General features: G+C 74.6%; 13 protein-coding genes. 6 read left to right on the top strand and 7 right to left on the bottom strand.

Annotated elements, in window-relative coordinates; genetic code table 11:
• Positions 1-4 precede the first annotated feature (4 nt).
• Together AB5J54_RS07255 and AB5J54_RS07250 are read left to right on the top strand one after the other, a co-directional pair.
• The gene (locus AB5J54_RS07255) at positions 5-430 is read left to right on the top strand and encodes a DUF742 domain-containing protein (protein WP_369143070.1); all 426 of its coding nucleotides are present in this window, start codon (positions 5-7) and stop codon (positions 428-430) included.
• Entirely contained in the window at positions 411-1,010 is a 600-nt protein-coding gene (locus AB5J54_RS07250; protein WP_369143069.1) for an ATP/GTP-binding protein, read from the top strand. Before AB5J54_RS07255 ends, AB5J54_RS07250 begins: the two co-directional genes overlap by 20 nt.
• Before the next feature lie 12 nt (positions 1,011-1,022).
• Here the strand turns inward: AB5J54_RS07250 and AB5J54_RS07245 are convergent, their stop codons facing one another.
• The 3 genes from AB5J54_RS07245 to AB5J54_RS07235 all read right to left on the bottom strand — a co-directional run bounded on the left by AB5J54_RS07245 (position 1,023) and on the right by AB5J54_RS07235 (position 3,573).
• Entirely contained in the window at positions 1,023-2,180 is a 1,158-nt protein-coding gene (locus tag AB5J54_RS07245) for a lipid-transfer protein (RefSeq protein WP_369149246.1), read from the bottom strand.
• A 26-nt stretch (positions 2,181-2,206) separates the two neighbouring features.
• Positions 2,207-2,683 carry a Zn-ribbon domain-containing OB-fold protein gene (locus tag AB5J54_RS07240; protein WP_369143068.1) on the bottom strand — a complete coding sequence of 159 codons (477 nt, stop codon included), beginning with the start codon at positions 2,681-2,683 and terminating at the stop codon, positions 2,207-2,209.
• A 68-nt stretch (positions 2,684-2,751) separates the two neighbouring features.
• Positions 2,752-3,573 (bottom strand): M15 family metallopeptidase, encoded by an 822-nt coding sequence (locus AB5J54_RS07235; protein ID WP_369143067.1) that lies wholly within the window; start codon positions 3,571-3,573, stop codon positions 2,752-2,754.
• A gap of 58 nt (positions 3,574-3,631) precedes the next feature.
• Between AB5J54_RS07235 and AB5J54_RS07230 the strand changes: the two genes are divergently transcribed.
• Positions 3,632-4,132: an NUDIX domain-containing protein gene (locus AB5J54_RS07230; protein ID WP_369143066.1), complete on the top strand. Its 501-nt coding sequence runs from the start codon at positions 3,632-3,634 to the stop codon at positions 4,130-4,132.
• An 18-nt stretch (positions 4,133-4,150) separates the two neighbouring features.
• On the opposite strand, the gene AB5J54_RS07225 is transcribed toward AB5J54_RS07230, so the two are convergent.
• The gene (locus AB5J54_RS07225; RefSeq protein ID WP_369143065.1) at positions 4,151-6,535 is read right to left on the bottom strand and encodes a glycoside hydrolase family 31 protein; all 2,385 of its coding nucleotides are present in this window, start codon (positions 6,533-6,535) and stop codon (positions 4,151-4,153) included.
• A gap of 215 nt (positions 6,536-6,750) precedes the next feature.
• Here AB5J54_RS07225 and AB5J54_RS07220 point away from each other — a divergent pair, with 215 nt between their 5' ends.
• Positions 6,751-8,724, top strand: coding sequence for an acetoacetate--CoA ligase (locus tag AB5J54_RS07220; protein WP_369143064.1), 1,974 nt, complete (start codon positions 6,751-6,753; stop codon positions 8,722-8,724).
• Between the two features lie 74 nt (positions 8,725-8,798).
• Here the strand turns inward: AB5J54_RS07220 and AB5J54_RS07215 are convergent, their stop codons facing one another.
• Both AB5J54_RS07215 and AB5J54_RS07210 read right to left on the bottom strand, forming a co-directional pair.
• Positions 8,799-9,866 (bottom strand): CU044_5270 family protein, encoded by a 1,068-nt coding sequence (locus AB5J54_RS07215; protein WP_369143063.1) that lies wholly within the window; start codon positions 9,864-9,866, stop codon positions 8,799-8,801.
• Entirely contained in the window at positions 9,863-10,681 is an 819-nt protein-coding gene (locus AB5J54_RS07210; RefSeq protein WP_369143062.1) for an RNA polymerase sigma factor, read from the bottom strand. Before AB5J54_RS07210 ends, AB5J54_RS07215 begins: the two co-directional genes overlap by 4 nt.
• A 123-nt stretch (positions 10,682-10,804) precedes the next feature.
• Between AB5J54_RS07210 and AB5J54_RS07205 the strand changes: the two genes are divergently transcribed.
• A complete protein-coding gene (locus AB5J54_RS07205; RefSeq protein ID WP_369143061.1) occupies positions 10,805-12,445 on the top strand; it encodes a serine protease in 1,641 nt (546 codons plus the stop codon).
• Between the two features lie 153 nt (positions 12,446-12,598).
• On the opposite strand, the gene AB5J54_RS07200 is transcribed toward AB5J54_RS07205, so the two are convergent.
• Entirely contained in the window at positions 12,599-13,918 is a 1,320-nt protein-coding gene (locus AB5J54_RS07200) for an aminotransferase class I/II-fold pyridoxal phosphate-dependent enzyme (protein WP_369143060.1), read from the bottom strand.
• Between the two features lie 45 nt (positions 13,919-13,963).
• Here AB5J54_RS07200 and AB5J54_RS07195 point away from each other — a divergent pair, with 45 nt between their 5' ends.
• On the top strand, positions 13,964-15,250 hold the full coding sequence (locus AB5J54_RS07195; RefSeq protein WP_369143059.1) for an MFS transporter: 1,287 nt from the start codon (positions 13,964-13,966) through the stop codon (positions 15,248-15,250).
• The last annotated feature ends 11 nt before the right edge of the window (positions 15,251-15,261 follow it).

The following is a 15,261-nucleotide window of genomic DNA, read 5'->3' as shown; positions in this document are numbered from 1 at the left end:
CGGCATGAGTGACGAACCCGAGCGGATCCAGCGGAAGCGCGACCTGACCCCCGGTCACCACCACTGGTTCGACGACGAGGCCGGGCCGGTGGTCCGTCCGTACGCGATGACCCGCGGCCGGACGAGCGCCGCCACCCGCCACCGGCTCGACCTGATCGCGGTGGTCGTACCCGAGCCCGCCGCCGACGACCCCGGCCGGGACCAGACGCTCTCCCCGGAACACGTGGAGATCGTCGAACGCTGCTCCGAGCAGCCCCAGTCGATCGCCGAGCTCGCCGCCGGACTCGACCTCCCCGTCGGGGTGGTCCGGGTCCTCGTCGGCGACCTCGTCGAGGACGAACTCGTCCATGTGACCCGCCCCGTTCCGCCGGCCGAGCTGCCGGACGTGAGCATCCTTCGCGAGGTGATCAATGGCCTTCGGGCGCTCTAGCCGCAAGAAGCCCTTCGTCGAGCCGGTGACCCTGAAGATCCTCGTCGCGGGCGGGTTCGGGGTCGGCAAGACGACGCTGGTGGGCGCGGTCAGCGAGATCAGGCCGCTGCGGACCGAGGAGATCCTCAGCGAGGCGGGGCGGCCCGTCGACGACCTGCACGGCGTGGAGACCAAGACGACCACCACGGTCGCGATGGACTTCGGCCGGATCACGCTCCGCGAGGACCTCGTCCTCTACCTCTTCGGCACCCCGGGACAGGACCGCTTCTGGTTCCTGTGGGACGAGCTGGCCCAGGGCGCCCTGGGCGCGATCGTCCTCGCGGACACCCGCCGCCTGGAGGACAGCTTCGCCGCCATCGACTACTTCGAGCGGCGCGGCATCCCGTTCACGGTGGCGGTCAACTGCTTCGAGGGCGCAACGCGGTTCCCGGCGGAGAGCGTGCGCGGCGCGCTCGACCTGGACCCCGAGGTGGAGCTGCTGATGTGCGACGCCCGGGACCGCGAGTCCGTGAAGAACGTCCTCGTGGCGGTCGTCCAGCACGCCCTCGTGCTCGCGGACAGGAGTCCGGTCACCACGTGACGGTACGGGCGGTCAGCGCACCGCCACCACCGCCGAACCGTGCCCGAACAGGCCCTGGTTCGCGGTGATCCCCACCCGTGCCCCCGGCACCTGCCGGTCGCCCGCCGTGCCGCGCAGCTGCCAGGTCAGCTCGCAGACCTGGGCGATCGCCTGGGCGGGCACCGCCTCCCCGAAGGAGCCCAGGCCTCCGCTGGTGTTGACGGGCAGGCGCCCGCCGAGGGCCGTGGCGCCGTCCCGCAGCAGCTTGGCGCCCTCGCCCGGCGCGCAGAGCCCGATGTCCTCGTACCACTCCAGCTCCAGGGCGGTGGACAGGTCGTACACCTCCGCCAGGGACAGGTCCTCGGGCCCGAGCCCCGCCTCCTCGTAGGCGGCGCGGGCGATCGAGGCGCGGAAGGTGTGCGGGGCGGGGGAGACGGCCGCCGCCGAGTCGGTCGCGATGTCGGGGAGGTCGAGCACCGCCTTGGGATACGTGGGGGAGACGGTGGAGACGGCCCGGACCCGGACCGGGTCGGGGCGCCCGTGCCGGCGCGCGAACTCCATGCTGGACAGCACCAGCGCGGCGCCGCCGTCCGAGGTGGCGCAGATGTCGAGGAGGCGCAGCGGATCGGCGACGACCGCGGAGGCCGCGACCTCCTCGGCCGTCACGCGCGCGCGGTAGCGGGCCAGCGGATTGAGGGCGCCGGCGGCCGCGTTCTTCACCTTCACCTGGGCGAAGTCCTCGGCCGTGTCGCCGTACAGCGCCATCCTGCGGCGGGCGTAGAGCGCGAAGTACGCCGGGTTGGTCGCCCCCAGCACCCGGAACCGGAGCCAGTCCGGGTCGCCGGGCCGCTCGCCGCCGGCGGGGGCGAGGAAGCCCTTCGGCGTCGAGTCCGCGCCGACGACCAGGACCACGTCGGCGAGACCCGCGAGGATCTGGGCCCGGGCGGTGCCGATGGCCTGGGCGCCCGAGGCACAGGCGGCGTACACGCTGGTGACCCGCGCCCCCTGCCAGCCGAGGGCCTGCGCGAAGGTCGCCCCCGCCACGTACCCCGGGTATCCGCACCGCATGGTGTCCGCGCCGACGACCGAGCCGATGTCGGACCAGTCCAGACCGGCGTCGGCGAGCGCGGCGCGGGCCGCGGCCGTCCCGTACGAGACGAAGCTGCGCCCCCATTTGCCCCAGGGGTGCATCCCGGCCCCGAGCACGGCGATGTCGTTCACGACCGCTCCTCCCGCTCCGTGCGCCGCTCCTGTGCGACCGGGCGCCAGTTCCAGGTGGTCCAGAGGTGCTCGTCGTCCTCGTTCAGGACGCCGGGCACCACCTCGACCTCCGTTCCGACGGCGAGGTCGGCGGTCGTCACGCCGGGCGCCGCCTGCCCGAGCACCACCATCGCCTCGGCCGCGAGTTCCACCGCGACCAGGGTGTACGGCTCCCAGGGCGCGTCCGGGTCGGAGACGTACGGGGCGGGCGGACGGTACCGGCCGTCGGTGTACGACCAGACCCGGCCGCGCGGCGAGAGCGGGACCTCGGCCAGCGCGCCGCCGCCCGGACAGCCAGGGTTGCGGCACCAGTCGTCCTCGCGCGGGAAGAAGACCGACGCGCAGGCCGTGCAGCGGGTGCCGAGCAGCCGGAACTCCGGCACGGTGTCGTCGGTGAACCACCCCGGCACCACTGGTCTGCGCGTCCGTGTCATCTCTCCGGCCTCCCGTGATCTGACGAAGCGTCAGAAGTGTGCCACGGCCGGCCGGAGCTGAGAAGGGCTCAGTGGCCCGCCACCGACCTCCGCGCCACCGGGAAGTCGAAGAAGGTCGACGGGAACGGCTCCGGCTTGAACGTGAAGTGCCACCACTCCTCCGGCAGGTTCACGAAGCCCTGCTCGGCCAGCGCCCCCCTCAGCAGATCCCGGTTGGCCCGCTGCTCGCCCCCGATCCGCGGATCATCGGTGTGCGAGAGGGTGTCGAAGCAGTCGAAGCCGGTGCCCATGTCCACGGAGTTGTCCGGAAAACGCTCCTCCTGCGGCGCGGAGCACTCCAAGAGCTCCTCGCCCGGCACGTACGCGCGCGTGGGCGCCGCCGGCAGCCGCACGATCGTCAGATCCACCGTCGAACCCCGGCTGTGCCCGGACTTCTCCGCGATGTAACCGTCCGCGAACAGCCTCGACTTGTCGACGAGCGGATAGAACTCCTTCTTCATCCGCTCGTCCTCCAGGTCCTTCGCCCAGCGCACGAAGTGGTCCACGGCCCGCTGCGGCCGGTAGCAGTCGTACACCTTCAGCGTGTACCCCCGCGCGAGCAGCCGGAGCTGCGCCCGGTGCAGCGCCTCGGCCGCCGGGCGGGTCAGGATGCACAGCGGCTGCCGGTAGCCGTCCACCGGCTCGCCGACGAAGTCGTGCTCGGTCGTGTAGCGCATCTCCTGGAGGATCGTCGGGTCCACGGAGCTCAGCGCCACGAACTCCCGCGGGGCCTTGGGCTCCGGGGCGGCCGAGGCAGGGGGAGCGGGCGCGGCGACGGTGCCGGCGACGGCGAGCAGCCCGGCCGCGGCCGTGACGGCGAGGGTACGGAGAGCGGTTGCGAGTCCTGTCATGCGCACCGTCTATCAGTAACGGCAGCGCCGGGAAAGGGTGATCGCATACGGTCGGGCCGTGAAGGACTCCCACTGCTCTGCGTGCGGCGCCGCCCACCTGCCCGACGCCGGCTGGCCCCGCACCTGCCCGGCCTGCGGTCACACCGCCTACCGCAACCCGCTGCCCGTCGCGGTCGCCCTCCTGCCCGTCACCGACGCGACGGGGACGGGCCTCGTCGTCATCACCCGCACCATCGAACCCGCGCGGGGCGGGATCGCGCTGCCCGGCGGCTTCATCGACCACGGCGAGGACTGGCGCGCCGCCGTCGCCCGCGAACTCCGCGAGGAGACCGGCATCCCGGCCTCGGCCGAGGAGGTCCGCCTCGCCGACGCCCTCAGCTCCCCGGCCGGCCACCTCCTCCTCTTCGGCCTCCTCCCGCCCCGCCCGGCCGCGGAACTCCCGCCGTCCACCCCGACGGACGAGACCAGCGGCCACCACGTCCTCCGGGCACCGGCGGAACTGGCGTTCCCGCTCCACACGGAGGCGGTACGGAAGTGGTTCGCGGGGGAGTACGGCTGAGAGCGCGGGGTGGCACGGTCACAGGCCCCGCACCACCACCGGCAGCCCCGCCTCCGCCACCCCGTCGTCCGTGACGCGCTCCACCACCACCCGGCCGTCCACGAGCCGCGACTGGTACCGCTCGATCGCGGCCGGCTCCCAGCCGTCCCCGGTGTCCCGCACGACCAGCCCGCCACCGGTCCGCCCCGCGGCCGGCGCCCACACCTCCAGGACGAGCTCGTCCCCCTCGCCCCGCACGGGGAGCACCGCCCCCGCCCGCGCCAGGACCGGCACCCGGGAGAGCGGCGCGTCGAGCAGGACCTGCCCGGGGCCCTCGTACGCCCGCCCCGTCGCCGTGTCGTACCACCGGCCGCGCGGCAGCCGCACCGCCCGCCGGTCCGCGCCCCGCGTCAGGACCGGCGCCACGAGCAGCGCGTCACCCAGGAGGAAGGCGTCCTCGCAGTCCCGCAGCACCCGGTCCTCGGGCGTCCCCCACCACACCGGGCGGACGTACGGCGCTCCCGTCATCCGGGCGAGACGGGCCAGGGTCGTGAAGTACGGCCGCAGCCGCTCCCGCTCGGCCAGCGCCACGCGCGCGTGCTCCAGGACCTCGGGCCCGAACTCCCACGGCTCGCGCCGCCCCGCGTCGATCGCCGCGTGCGTACGGAAGAGGGGCAGCCACGCGCCCAGCTGGTACCAGCGCAGGAACAGCTCAGGCGACGGACTCCCGTCGAAACCGCCCACGTCAGGACCCGAGTAGGGCACGCCGCACAGCCCCAGGCCCAGCACGAGGGCGAGCGAGGCCCGCAGCCCCGGCCACCCCGTCGACACGTCGCCGGACCAGGTGCCCCCGTACCGCTGCATGCCCGCCCAGCCCGAGCGGGAGAACAGGAACGGCCGCTCGTCGGGGCGCAGCCGGCGCAGCCCCTCGTACCCGGCGCGGGCCATCGCGAGCGCGTACACGTTGTGCGCCTCCCGGTGGTCGCCGCCCCGCCCCTCCAACGCGTGCCGCGCCGACCGGGGCAGCGTCGGGTCGCCGAAGGGGACGAAGGACACCGGCTCGTTCATGTCGTGCCACACCCCGGCGAAGCCCTGCCGCAGCCGCTCCTCGTACAGCCCGCCCCACCACTCCCGTACCGCCGGATCGGTGAAGTCCGGGTAGGCGCACTCACCGGGCCACACCACCCCGCGCACCTCCTCCCCCCGCGCGTCCTTCACGAAGACGTCCGCCGCCGACCCGCCGTCGTACACCGGGTCGCCCGGCTCCGCCTTCACCGCCGGGTCCACGATCGACACCAGGCGCACGCCCTGCTCCCGCAGTTCCTCCGCGAGCCCCGGCAGATCGGGGAACCGCTCCCGGTCGACCGTGAACACCCGGTGCCCGTCGTAGTGGTCGATGTCCAGGTGCACGGCGGACAGCGGCAGCCCCCGCTCCCGGTACCCGGCCACCACCCGCCGCACCTCCCGCGCGCTGCCGAAGCCCCAGCGCGCGTGCTGCGGACCGAGCGCCCAGGCCGGCGGCAGCGCGGGCGCGCCCGTCAGCGCCGCCCAGCCGTGCAGTACGCGCGCGGGGGTGCCGACCACCACCCAGCAGCGCAGCGGCCCGCCCGACATCCGCAGCTCGCTGGTGCCGGGACGGTCGTGCCCGGACCCGGCCCCCTCCTCGCCCTCGGCGAGGACGACCCGGCCGTCCCAGGAGTTGTCGTGGAACGCCAGGTGCGTACCCGCGTCCGAGACCACGAACTGCACGGGCATGGTGATGTAGAGCGGATCGTCCCCCGGGACGAAACCGCCCTTGGCGTCGGTGTTCCACAGCCGGTACGCGCCGTCCCGCAGGCGCGGCCCCGCCGACCGCCCGCCGAGCCCGAAGAACCGCGCGTCGGCCGGCACCTCACTGCGCTGCACCCAGCGCGCGGAACCCGCCGCCGGACGGCCGGAACCATTGACCGCGCGCAGGTCCGTCACCGGCTCCCACCAGCGCGGCGGCAGGTCCCGGCGCAGCAGCACCCCGCCCGGCGTCCGCAGCTCCACCGCCCCGTGCCGGGAGACCGTCACCGTCACCCGCTCCGACACGATCCGCCAGCCGCCGCCGGTGTCCGGTTCGAGGGAGGCCCGGGGGTCCGCGTCGGGCGCCTCGCCCGCCAGCGCGTACGAGGGGAGCGGCTCCGCCCCGTCCCACCCCCAGAACACCGTGCCGCCCGACGACACCCGGATCCGGAGCGAGGACCGGGCGAACCGGACGGTCCCCCCGCCCGGCGCCGCCTCCGCCTCCACCGCGAGTCCGGGCACCCTGGCCCGCTCCGCACCCCGGGGCGGCAGCCCCCACGCGTCCGTACGACGCTGCCGCCACGCCGACCGCACCACCCGCAAGCCCTGCACCGAACCGAACACCTTCATCGAACGCAGCAGTTCCCGACCGTCCATGCAGCTCACCCTGCCACCCGCCGGAGGCCGAACCAGCTCCGTTCAGCTGCCGTTCACCCGTGGTGGGAGCACATGTTCAACTGCCCGACCATGGGCGGGCAGACCTGGTGCGAATGACGATCACATGGCATCGTCCTGTCAGCCGCGTCACGCGCACACCCCAGCACGTGCGCGCGACACACGCAGACCCGCGTACAGCCAGGGAGCAGCCCCAAATGACATCTCCAGCGCCGATCGAGCCCCTCTGGCAGCCGGACGAGGAACGCATCGCCACGGCCGCCGTCACCCGCTTCCAGGCCTGGGCCGCCGAGCACCACGGCGCCCCCGCCGAGGGCGGGTACCCGGCGCTCCACCGCTGGTCGGTCGAGGAACTCGAAGCCTTCTGGCAGGCCGTCGTCGAATGGTTCGACCTCCGCTTCTCGACCCCGTACGAGCGGGTCCTCGGCGACCGCTCCATGCCCGGCGCCGACTGGTTCCCCGGCGCCACCCTCAACTACGCCGAGCACGCCCTGCGCGCCGCCGACGAGCGCCCCCACGACACGGCCCTGCTCCATGTGGACGAGACACATGAGCCCACGCCGATCACCTGGGGCGAGCTCCGCCGCCAGGTCGGCTCCCTCGCCGCCGAGCTGCGAGCCCTCGGCGTGAACCCGGGCGACCGCGTCAGCGGCTACCTGCCCAATGTCCCGCAGTCCGTCGTCGCGCTCCTCGCCACCGCCGCGGTCGGCGCTGTGTGGACCTCCTGCGCCCCGGACTTCGGCGCCCGCAGCGTCCTCGATCGCTTCCAGCAGGTCGAGCCGGTCGTCCTCTTCACCGTCGACGGCTACCGCTACGGCGGCAAGGAGCACGACCGCCGCGACACCGTCGCCGAACTGCGCGCCGAGCTCCCCACCCTCCGCGCCGTCGTCCACATCCCGCTCCTCGGCACCCCGGCGCCCGAAGGCACCCTCGCCTGGTCCGACCTGGTCGCCGGCGACGTCGAGCCGGTCTACGAGCAGGTGCCGTTCGCGCACCCGCTGTGGGTCCTGTACTCCTCCGGCACGACCGGCCTGCCGAAGGCGATCGTCCAGTCCCAGGGCGGCATCCTCGTCGAGCACGTCAAGCAGCTGGGCCTGCACTGCGACCTCGGCCCCGAGGACGTGTTCTTCTGGTACACCTCCACCGGCTGGATGATGTGGAACTTCCTCGTCTCCGGCCTCCTCACCGGCACGACCGTCGTCCTGTACGACGGCAGCCCCGGCTACCCGGACACCGCCGCCCAGTGGCGGGTCGCCGAACGCACCGGCGCCACCCTGTACGGCACCTCCGCCGCGTACGTGATGGCCTGCGCCAAGGCGGACGTCCACCCCGGCCGGGACTTCGACCTCTCCGCCGTGAAGTGCGTCGCCACCACCGGCTCCCCGCTGCCTCCCGACGGCTTCCGCTGGCTCCACGACGAGGTCCGCGAGAACCTGTGGATCGCCTCCGTCAGCGGCGGCACGGACGTCTGCTCCTGCTTCGCGGGCGCCGTCCCCACGCTCCCCGTCCACATCGGCGAGCTCCAGGCGGCGGGCCTCGGCACCGACCTCCAGTCCTGGGACCCCTCCGGGAAGCCCCTGATCGGCGAGGTCGGCGAGCTCGTCGTCACCAACCCCATGCCGTCCATGCCGATCCACTTCTGGAACGACCCCGACGGCAGCCGCTACCGCGACAGCTACTTCGAGATGTTCCCGGGCGTCTGGCGCCACGGCGACTGGATCACGATCACGGACCACGGCTCGGTCGTGATCCACGGCCGCTCCGACTCCACCCTGAACCGTCAGGGCGTCCGGATGGGGAGCGCCGATATCTATGAGGCCGTCGAGCGGCTCCCCGAGATCCGCGAGTCCCTGGTCATCGGCCTTGAGGAGCCGGACGGCGGCTACTGGATGCCGCTCTTCGTGCACCTCGTGGAGGGCGTCACCCTGGACGACGAGCTGATCGACCGCATCAAGCGGACGATCCGCAGCGAGCTCTCCCCGCGCCACGTCCCCGACGAGATCATCGAGGTCCCGGGCGTCCCGCACACCCTCACGGGCAAGCGCATCGAGGTCCCGGTCAAGCGTCTCCTCCAGGGCACCCCCCTGGCCAAGGCCGTCAACGCCGGCTCGGTCGACGACCTCGGGCTGCTCCACTTCTACGAGACCCTGGCGGCCAACCGCCGCGGCTAGACCTCGTCAGGGCAGGGGCCCCGCCGATCCGACCGGATCGACGGGGCCCCTGTCGCTTCGGGTCAGCCCTTTGCTCAGCCCTTCGGCAGCTCGCCGGCCGCCGGGGCCGCCGCCTTGGCGAGCACCGCCGAGACCCCGAGGACCGTCCCGGCCCGGCCGGCCGAGGTGGTCTCGGTGAGGACGGTGCGCTCACCGAGGAACGCCGACGTCGTACGGTCGAAGATCCACTGGGTCTGCTCGCCGTGCGCGGTACGGGCCACGGCGACGCCCTCGCGGCCCGCCGCGTCCTTCGCGGACGGCAGGACGGTCACCCCGGGGATCCGCGCCGCCGCCTCGTACAGCGCGGCGGTCACCTCCGGCGGAGCCCACGTCTCGGCGAGCAGCGTCCCGATCGCGGTGAACGCCCGCTGATCGCCGTCGCCCCCGCCCGCGCGCGTCTGCTCCCGGATCAGGCGCAGCAGCGCCTCCGGATCCGTGGGGAGGGCCGCCACGTACGCGTGGGTCGGGTTCGTGACGGAGGGCGCCGCCGTCTCCAGGGTGGTCTTCCGGGGCGTGGCCCCGGGGCCGTCCAGCTCGTACACGGGGGCCTCGGAGCCGAGTTCCGTGTCGGCGGCGCCGGGCTCGCGCAGCAGGCCCGGACGGCTGCCGTCGACGGAGAGCCACACCTCGCGCTGATGCGCGGGCGGCAGCGTGGCGGTACCGCCGTCGGCGCGGCGCCCCGCGTGGGCGACGAGGCTCTTCACGTAGACGTACCCACCGGGCCGGGCGTCCGGCGCGGGAGCGGCGGCCGCGGCGAGCGCGGCACCGGACAGGATCCGCACGGCCTCGGGCGAGGCGGGCTGTGCCACCGAGGTGCCGCCCTCCCGGGGCGCGAGAACGGCGACACCGGCGACGATCGCGCAGGCGGCCATCGGAGCGGCGATCCAGCCGAGCCGGAGCCCCTGCCGAGGCCGACGCGCACGCACCGGCCGGGCGGTCGTGTCGCTCTCGGCGGCCAGAGCGGTCCGCAGGACGGTGTGCCTGAGGTGCTGGTTCCGCTCCGCCGTCAGATCGGGCACCGGAGGCGGGGGCAGCAGCTCGGCGAGCTCGGCACGCAGAAGCTCGTCCGCGTCGGCGGGCGGGCGGGGGGCGAAGGTGTTCATGCCTGGTTCTCCGGGGTGGGTCGGGGCGCGAGGGCCGGGCGGACGGACGAGCGAACGGCGACGGGCACGGCACGGGCCGGGCTCGTGGCATCAGGCATCACGAGGGGTTCGGGTGCGTCTTCGGGAGCTCCGAAGGGGCCCGCCCCTTCGGTCACCGCGAGGGGTCCGGACGCGCCACCCCCCTCGCCGGCGAGCGGCTCACCCGCCGCCGGCGCGGCGCCGCCGGCCCCCGGCCGCCCGTTCGAGCGGAACGCGGCGGCGGAGCGCTCCCGGCGCCGCGCCGCGCGCAGTTCGGCCTCGGCGAGCTTGCGGAGGCGTTCACGGGCCCGGGACAGCCGGGAGCGGACGGTGCCGACCGGGATGCCGAGCGCCTCCCCGGCCGCCGCGTAGTCCAGGCCCGCCCACACGACGAGCGTGAAGACCTCGCGCTCACGCCGCCTGAGCTTGCCGAGCGCCACGCGCGCGGCCCGGATCTGCTCGCTGTCCGTCATGCGGGCGAGGACGTCGTCGGCGAAGTCCGGCAGGACGCCGCGCTCGGGGATCCTGGCGAGCGCCGCGTCCCGCCGGCGCGCCTCGCGGGCCGCGCCGCGCAGGATGTTGGTCGCGATGCCCAGCAGCCACGGGCGAAGGCTGCCGCCGTCGGCGTGCACCTTCCCGCGACAGCGCCAGGCCTCGAGGAACGCGGCGGACACGACGTCCTCCGCGGCCGCCCGGTCCCCGCACACCCGGTAGGCGTAGTGGTACAGCACGCGGGCGTGCTCGTCGTACGCCTCTCCGAGCGCCGCGGGGTCCCCGGCGCGGAAACGATCTCTCATAGGTGATTCCACATCTGGCACTGGGCGCCGGTTCGCCCGGGTTCCCGTGACCTGGACCACACCCCCCCCGCCGATGTGGCCCAGGTCACGGGAACGCCCTGCCCGCCGCGAGCAGTGCTGGGCATGAACGATTCCTCAGCACCCCGGAGCACCGACTCCCAGGCCACCGACTCCCGGAGCGCGGGCCGCAGCACCCCCGGCCGCCGCACCGTCCTGCGCACCCTGGCCCTTGCCGGAGTCCTCGCCGGCACGACCTTCTCCGCCCTTCCCCCGACCGCCGTGGCGGCGTCCGGCGCCCCCGAGACGTACACCCTGACCATCCGGCACCTCGACCGCGCGGGCGCCGCCACCGGTGGCTACAGCACCCACGTCACCGGCATCTCGGGCCCCGGCGCGCAGGAGGAGGCCACGCCGTACGACGCGTCCGGCACGGTCACCGTCCGCCTGCCCAAGGGCCGCTACCTGCTCGACTCCACGCTGAACGGCCCCGACCCGGCGACCGGCACCGACTGGGTCGTCCAGCCCCGCCTGGACCTGAACGGCGACACGACCGTCACCGTCGACGCCCGTACGACCGCCCCGGTGGACGTCCGACCGCCGGAGTCGGGCGCGCGCCACCTGAACAGCATCGGGTTCGTCGAGGTCACCCATGAGGGGACCACCCGCTCCGCGAACATCCTGACGGCCCGCGAGGGCCTGCGCGTCGCGCACCTCGGCCCGGCCTCCGAAGCGGGCTCGGTGAAGGAGTGGTTCGACACCTACTGGTCCGGCGCGCGCGCCGACTACGGGCTCGGCTACCTCTTCACCTCGGACCGCGCCCTGACCGGCCTCGTCCGGCATCCGGCGGCCGACCGGCTGGCCACCCTCAATATCCGCGGAGCCGCCCCCGAGGGCGCGACCGGAACCGGGTTCGTCTCCATCCAGCCCAGCAAGGGCCCCACCGTCGGTCTCGCCCGGTCCCTCCAGCTCCCCGCCACCGCGACCGTCGTGGTCAATCCGGAGCGCGGCCGCTGGGACGTCGAATACACCGGCCCGGCCGCCCCCGAGACGCCGCCCAACCGCTACGTCGCCAACGGAATCGCGGTCCACGCGGGCGCGACCACCACGCACACCTTCGACAACGCCGTCTTCGGCCCCGCACTCGACACCTCGCCAGGCGCCCGTCCGGCCGGCGTCCGCGACGGGGACAGGATCGCGCTCGACATCCCGCTCCTCGCCGACGGCGACGGCCACGCCCCCGGCGCACCGCGCTTCCACAGCGCGACCACCACGCTCCACCGCGACGGCGTCCTGATCGGCACCCGTCGGGGCGAGCCCGGACGCGCCGAGTTCACCACCATCCCCGGAGCGGCCTCGTACCGGCTGACCGCCTCGGCGACCCGGGGCGACGGCGCGGCGTCGAGCGGGCGCGTCACCGCCTCCTGGACCTTCACCTCGGCCGCCGCCGCCCGCCCGGCGGCCCTTCCCCTCAGCACCGTCCGCTTCACGCCGGACCTCGCCCTCGACGGCACCGCCCCGGCGGGCGCGCCGCTCCGCGTGCCGGTCACCGTCCAGGGCGCGGCCGCCGAGGCCGGCGTCCGGTCCCTGACCGTGTCGATGTCCCTCGACAACGGCACCACCTGGACCCGCCTCCCCGTCGTCGACGGCCAGGTGGCCCTGCGCACCCCGGCCCCCGGCCGGACCGTCTCCCTCCGCGCCGAACTCACCGACACCCAGGGCAACACCCTCACCCAGACCCAGCGCAACGCCTTCCGCACCCGCTGAACCACCACGGACCGGACGCTCCGGGACAGGCCCAGCCTGCCCGGAGCGTCCGCGCGTCACGAGCCGAGCGCCGCACCGGCGAGGCGACTCCCCGCCCAGGCGCCCTCAGCAGGGCCGACCCCACCCCGTCCACGGCAGGGCACCTTCCGGCCGTCACGCGCCGTACGTCGCCTGCGCGTCCCCCAGGACCTCGGCGAAGTCCGCCGCGAACCGTGTCGCGTCCAGGGGCGCGAGCCTCGCCGTGGTGATCCGTACCGCCGGCGGGGCCGCCACACGGAACCGCGCCCCGGCCGCGACCCACCAGCCCTGGGTCCGCAGCCCGTTGACCACCGCCGACTCGTCGCGCACGGGCACCCACACGTTCAGACCGCTCGCGCCGACCGCACGGATCCCGTACGCGCCCAGCGCGCCGATCAGCGCCGTGCGCCGCTCCGCGTACGCCTCCTCGCCCGCCGCCACCAGGTCCCGTACGGCCCCGTCGGCGAACAGACCGGCCACCGTCTCCTGCAGGACGTGACTGACCCAGCCCGAGGTCATCACCATCCGCCGGTCGTGCCGCGCCAGCGTCACCGCGTCGCACGCGACCCCGGCCCAGCGCAGGTCGATGCCGAGGTGCTTCGACACGGTCCGCACCTGCGCCCACCGGTCGAGCCCCGCCGCCGCGAGCGTGTACGCCGCGGCGCCGCCGACCTCCGCGTTGTGATCGTCCTCGACGACGAGCACCTCGGGGAACTCCCTGAGCACCGCGACCAGTTCGTCCCTCCGCGCGCGCGTGAAGAACGCCCCGGTCGGGCACTGTCCCCGCGGGCTGCACACCACCGCGCGCACCCCGCCCCGCAGCGCGGCCCGCAGCGACTCCGGTACGAGCCCCTCGCCGTCCACCGCTACCGGGACCGCCCGCAGCCCCAACGCGGGCACCAGGTCCAGCACATGGTGGAACCCGGGGTCCTCCACCGCCACGGCGTCGCCGGGCCGCAGCTCCGTCGAAAGGAGCCGCGCGATGCAGTCGAGGGCGCCGTGCGCGAAGGTCACGTGCTCCGCCGACACCCCGTCCCGCTCGAACCACCCCCGGGTCAGCGCCTCCAGGTGCGCGAGCCGGGGCGCGGCGCGATGGGAGCCGTACACCGGGTCGACGGCCGCCGGGGGCCGCAGTACGGGGAGGAAGGCCGGGTCCGGAAACCCGGCGGACAGGTCGACCAGGCCGGCCGGCACGCGCGGGGGACGCCGCGAAGCCGCCGAGGGCACCTCCGCCACCACCGTCCCGCCCCGGCCCCGGGTGACGATCAGCCCCCGCTGCCGCAACTCCTTGTAGGCCGTCGCCACGGTCCCCGGACTCACCCCCAACTGGTCGGCGAGCCGCCGCACCGGGGGGAGGGCGTCGCCCGGGGCGAGCCCGCCCTCGGACACGCCCCGCTCCACGGACGCGGCAATCCCCTTGGCCGTCGCCCCTTCGATCGCATATTGTGCTGCCACGTAATCAATTATGTACCAATACAAAGAAGTTGGCAAGGGGGACCCATGAGCCGCAGCACCACCCGACCCGCCCGCCCGCCCCTCAAGGACCGCATCCCCGGCGGCACCGACGGCCGCCGCATGCTCCTCGTCGGCTTCATCGACAAGTGCGGCACCGGACTCTGGTCCACGGCCATGGCCCTCTACTTCACCTACGTCACCGGCCTCGGCCTCGGCCAGGTCGGACTCCTCATCGCCCTCTCCGGCGCCGCGGGCATCGCCGGCGCCCCGCTCGGCGGGCGCCTCGCCGACCGCTTCCCCCTCGTCCGCGTCATCATCTGCACCCAACTCCTGCGCGCCGCCGCCCTCCTCGCCCTCCTCACCACCGACGACTACCTGCTGCTCGTCCTCTTCTCCGCCGCCGGCGCCCTCCCCGACCGCGCCACCAACGTCCTCACCAAGCTCTACGCGGCCCGCGTCGCCGGCCCCGACCGCGTCCGCTACCAGGCCATCAACCGCACCACCTCCAACCTCGGCTGGACCCTCGGCGGACTCGGCGCCGCCGCCGCACTCGCCATCGGCTCCGACACGGCCTTCCGGATCCTGCTCATCGGCGACGCCCTGTCCTACCTCGTGATGGCCGCCCTCACCCTCCGCTGCGCCGAACCACCCGCCCCCGCCACCCGCATCGCCGCCGCCTCCACCGACCCGGCCCCCACGGCCGCGCCCTCCAACCCCTGGCGCGACCGCGGCTTCCTCGCCTTCACCGCCGGCGAGGCCGTCTTCTTCCTCCACGACTCGATCATCCAGGTCGCCCTGCCGCTCTGGATCGTCCACGCCACCGACGCCCCCGTCGGCCTCGCACCGCTCCTGATGGTGATCAACAGCGCCCTCGTCGTGCTCTTCCAGGTCCCGCTCTCCCGCTTCGGCGCCACCACCGACGCAGCCCGCCGCCTCCTCGGCCCGCTGGCCGGACTCTTCGCCGCCGGCACGCTCGCCCTCGCCGTCTCCGCCCTCGGCGGCCGCACCCTCGCGATCACCTCGCTGATCACCGCCGCCGTCGTCCTCACCTTCGCCGAGATGATCCACACCCTCGCCTCCTGGGAGATCTCCGTCGCCCTCGCCCCCGACGACGCCCAGGGCGCCTACCTCGGAGTCCACGGCCTCGCCCAGTCCACCCAGCGCTTCGCCGGCCCCCTCCTCATGACCGGCCTCGTCTCCGCGGGCCCCGTCGCCTGGCCCTTCCTCGGCGCCGCACTGGTCGCCACCGCCGCCGCCCAGAACCGCCTCGTCCGCCGACACCTCACCGAACCGTCACTGTCAGTGCCGAAGGTTACGGTGAGTGAGCACTGATCGGAGCGTCA

It is taken from the genome of Streptomyces sp. R44 (assembly GCF_041053105.1).
Lineage (GTDB): Bacteria > Actinomycetota > Actinomycetes > Streptomycetales > Streptomycetaceae > Streptomyces.
This window is presented reverse-complemented; position numbering and strand designations above follow the sequence as displayed.

Bases quoted from the DNA above. Each gene is read 5' to 3' on its own strand.
- AB5J54_RS07195 (WP_369143059.1), top strand. From the start codon at position 13,964: ATGAGCCGCAGCACCACCCGACCCGCCCGCCCGCCCCTCAAGGACCGC.
- AB5J54_RS07215 (WP_369143063.1), bottom strand. From the start codon at position 9,866: ATGAACACCTTCGCCCCCCGCCCGCCCGCCGACGCGGACGAGCTTCTG.
- AB5J54_RS07245 (WP_369149246.1), bottom strand. From the start codon at position 2,180: ATGCACCCCTGGGGCAAATGGGGGCGCAGCTTCGTCTCGTACGGGACG.
- AB5J54_RS07220 (WP_369143064.1), top strand. From the start codon at position 6,751: ATGACATCTCCAGCGCCGATCGAGCCCCTCTGGCAGCCGGACGAGGAA.
- AB5J54_RS07225 (WP_369143065.1), bottom strand. From the start codon at position 6,535: ATGGACGGTCGGGAACTGCTGCGTTCGATGAAGGTGTTCGGTTCGGTG.
- AB5J54_RS07205 (WP_369143061.1), top strand. From the start codon at position 10,805: ATGAACGATTCCTCAGCACCCCGGAGCACCGACTCCCAGGCCACCGAC.
- AB5J54_RS07235 (WP_369143067.1), bottom strand. From the start codon at position 3,573: ATGACAGGACTCGCAACCGCTCTCCGTACCCTCGCCGTCACGGCCGCG.
- AB5J54_RS07240 (WP_369143068.1), bottom strand. From the start codon at position 2,683: ATGACACGGACGCGCAGACCAGTGGTGCCGGGGTGGTTCACCGACGAC.
- AB5J54_RS07250 (WP_369143069.1), top strand. From the start codon at position 411: ATGGCCTTCGGGCGCTCTAGCCGCAAGAAGCCCTTCGTCGAGCCGGTG.
- AB5J54_RS07210 (WP_369143062.1), bottom strand. From the start codon at position 10,681: ATGAGAGATCGTTTCCGCGCCGGGGACCCCGCGGCGCTCGGAGAGGCG.
- AB5J54_RS07255 (WP_369143070.1), top strand. From the start codon at position 5: ATGAGTGACGAACCCGAGCGGATCCAGCGGAAGCGCGACCTGACCCCC.